Source organism: Thermocladium sp. ECH_B (genome assembly GCA_001516585.1).
Taxonomy (GTDB): Archaea; Thermoproteota; Thermoprotei; order Thermoproteales; family Thermocladiaceae; genus Thermocladium.
On sequence record LOBW01000118.1, the window covers coordinates 1 to 3,103 of the forward strand.

General features: G+C 46.2%; 4 protein-coding genes and 1 pseudogene. 4 read left to right on the forward strand and 1 reads right to left on the reverse strand.

What is annotated here, in order from left to right; all coding sequences use genetic code 11:
* Positions 1-277 precede the first annotated feature (277 nt).
* The 3 genes from AT710_09475 to AT710_09485 all read left to right on the forward strand — a co-directional run bounded on the left by AT710_09475 (position 278) and on the right by AT710_09485 (position 1,863).
* Positions 278-529, forward strand: coding sequence for a hypothetical protein (locus AT710_09475; protein KUO90106.1), 252 nt, complete (start codon positions 278-280; stop codon positions 527-529).
* Between the two features lie 81 nt (positions 530-610).
* Positions 611-1,579, forward strand: a complete 969-nt coding sequence (locus AT710_09480; protein ID KUO90107.1) for a hypothetical protein — start codon at positions 611-613, stop codon at positions 1,577-1,579.
* Entirely contained in the window at positions 1,573-1,863 is a 291-nt protein-coding gene (locus AT710_09485) for a hypothetical protein (GenBank protein ID KUO90108.1), read from the forward strand. The genes AT710_09480 and AT710_09485 overlap by 7 nt, the downstream gene beginning before the upstream one ends.
* Before the next feature lie 238 nt (positions 1,864-2,101).
* Here the strand turns inward: AT710_09485 and AT710_09490 are convergent, their stop codons facing one another.
* A complete protein-coding gene (locus AT710_09490; protein ID KUO90109.1) occupies positions 2,102-2,512 on the reverse strand; it encodes a hypothetical protein in 411 nt (136 codons plus the stop codon).
* A gap of 274 nt (positions 2,513-2,786) precedes the next feature.
* Here AT710_09490 and AT710_09495 point away from each other — a divergent pair.
* Positions 2,787-3,103 (forward strand): annotated as a pseudogene (locus tag AT710_09495).

Consider the following 3,103-nt stretch of genomic DNA (forward strand, 5'->3'; position numbering starts at 1 on the left):
GAAACAGCTTACTGGGCTGAGTTATTCCCAACGTATAGGTACACGGCAACGGGTACTGCGTATCACCTAACCGCTGTAGCCGGGGACCCTCACCACTAATAATAACGGCATTAGTCGGCACACAATACATAGCAAGATGGTGGGGACAGGCGCTCGCAATAGCACTCTATGAATAATATGTTTCTTAATGCTTGAAGAGACTAAGGGTAAAGAGTTACCTGAATAAGTTTAGGGCAATTTAGGGTAATCCTTAAAAAGAATTGTTTTTTATTTCTGTATGCCTGTTCTTGAGGCTCCTAGGAGGTTTTGGGGTAGGTTGAGGAGTTTTGTTGATGGTAGGTGGGTTGAGGGTCATCCTCTTGGTTTTGGTCAACTCTTTGATCCTGGTCTTGGCGAGGTTATTGGCGAGGTTCCACTTGGTGGTAGGGAGAATGTCGATGAGGCTGTTGAGGGTACCTATGAGGCGTTCAAGACCTGGAGCAGGACCTCTGTTCCTGATAGGCTTCAGTACCTGTTTAGGATTAAGTGAGTTCTTGAGAAGCATAAAGAGGATATTGCTAGGGTTAATACCCAGAATCATGGTAAGTCAATAAGTGATTCTAGGGGTGATTTGAGGAGGACTATTGAGAATATTGAGGCCTCAATATCGGCACTGCTCACACTGTCCAAGGGCGAGTATCAGCGTGAGATTGCCAAGGACATTGATGAGGTGATGATGAGGGAACCACTGGGTGTCTTCTCGATAATAACACCCTACAACTTCCCCGTCATGATACCCTTCTGGTTCATACCATATGCAATAGCCCTTGGGGATACAGTCGTCGTTAAGGTTAGCCCAGTAACGCCGATACCCATGACCTACATCATGGAGTTAATGGCCGAGGTGCTACCACCAGGTGTTCTAAACCTCGTACACATTGACAACTCCGTTGTTGAGTACCTGGTAACGCATAAACTTGTTGAGGGCACCGCATTCGTGGGAACCTCCACAATAGCACAAAGGCTCTATGAGGCATCGGCAAGGGCTGGTAAGAGGTTCCTTGGTGGTGGTAGCGCTACCAATTACGCGGTAGTCATGCCTGACGCAAGCCTCGAGAGAACTGTTGAGACGCTCATTCACTCGAAGTATGACAATGCCGGGCAGAGGTGTTTGGCTATTCAAAACATTGTGGTTGTTGGTGATGACAACTTCTACAACAAGTTCAGGGGCGCCTTTATTGAGAGGGCCAAGGCTTTGAGGGCCGGTTATGGCCTTGATGAGTCTGTTGAGATGGGGCCAATGACCACTGAGCAGTATAGGCAGAATGTGGTTAGGAAGGTTGAGAGTGCAATCAATGCCGGTGCTAAGGTTGTCCTAGATGGTAGGGGTTACAAGGTCCCCGACTACCCAAGGGGCTTCTACCTAGGCCCAACAATGCTCGAGAATGTTGGTCCTGACATGGATATTGTTAGTGAGGAGGTCTTTGGGCCCGTTGCGAACCTAATTAGGGCTAGTAACCTTGATGAGGTTATTGACTGGATTAATAGGGGTAAGTACCACCACTCAGCCGCGATATTCACGCAAAATGGTAGTTGTTAAACATTAGGGATAGGGTTGTTGATGTTGGGGCCTACATAGGGGACTCGGCCATTTACTTCGCCTTAAAAGGTGCAAGGAAGGTAATAGCCATTGAGCCTCATCCTGGTGCCTTTGCCGAGATGCTTGATAACATTAGGCTAAACAACCTAGAGGACATAATTACACCAATTAATGCTGGCTTAGCAAGCAAACCAGGAAAAATATGCATTAATAATGTTGATTTAGATGCCACAGTAGTTCATACCACAGGCCAGGTAATTGTAACAGTGGTATCCCAGCCGTAACGTTAGGCGAATTAGCGAGCAGATTCAGCATCAGTGGCGGTGAGGCTGTCCTCAAGATGGATTGCCAAGGCTGCGAATTCGACGTAATACTAAACGACTACGAACACGTTAAGCTATTCAAGGAGTTAATCTTCGAATACNACCCATACGCCGTCAACAAACCTGTGAATGCACTACTAAGAACGTTGCAAAGGGACTACCAGTGCGAGACGAAGGGTAACAGGAACCGTGGGGTTGCTCATTGCATTAAGAGGCAGGCACAATAGTAGTGGCGGTGATTGGCTACTCCCCTCTCTTGCGTCTTAAAGACAGGCCTAGCCTCATCAATCCCCTTCAACACCAAAGCACTACCACCATCCTCAGCCCTACTCCTGAATAGGGCATTAACATAACGATCAACAAGGCTCCTAAACGGAAAACCAACACCACTAAACCCCTTAGTACTAACCGGGCCACTCGCCCTATTACCCCAAAGGGCATAACCAACCTCACCATACAACGAATACANCAAGGACCAAAACCAATGCTCAGCATTGCCAGGAAAGACACACAAGTACGGCGGCTCCCTCTGCCCACGAACCCACTCAATAACCCTACCCAAATCCTCAAAACCCACAAACGGATCCCTATAAACGAACCAAGAACTCATTCCAGTTAGATTCGAAAATTCCAATTAATATTTGTATCATTTATTTTAAAATAGAACGTGAACTCAACATCGCGACAACAGACACAAACATCCCTAGAACATACCACTAATGATTGGTCTGGACGGATCAGACACACTCATTAACGAGGTAGCTAAGGTGCTGAACCTAACGAGTAAGGACAAACTACGGCGTTATCATCACACATGACTGGTAAAGGTTTAGGCTGAGTTAGCGATATATTTTTGTGTTGTTTAGGTCTTTATTGTGGATTCTATGGCGAATATGGATTTAGCGAAGATAAGTAAATTGCCTAATACGGCTAAGGCTTTATCGTGGGCAGCGATTGCCTTAGCGATTATTGGCTGTGGTCTATCGATATCTACGGACTTCCTCTCACACAAAATTGCCTCACACACGCTCACTATATCTTTGGTCTTATTTTTGTTGGCGTTTATCCCCTGGCTCTTGGCTGGTCGTGNATTTGTGGATGTGTATTATGAGCTCCTATTCGCATCATTTAAGGTATCCCTACCGGACTCGATAATTGAAGGAACAATCAATTCGTTCGCAAAATATTTCGCATATGCCCC

Coding starts and splice junctions, on each gene's coding strand:
- AT710_09475 (KUO90106.1), top strand. CDS start 278: ATGCCTGTTCTTGAGGCTCCTAGGAGGTTTTGGGGTAGGTTGAGGAGT.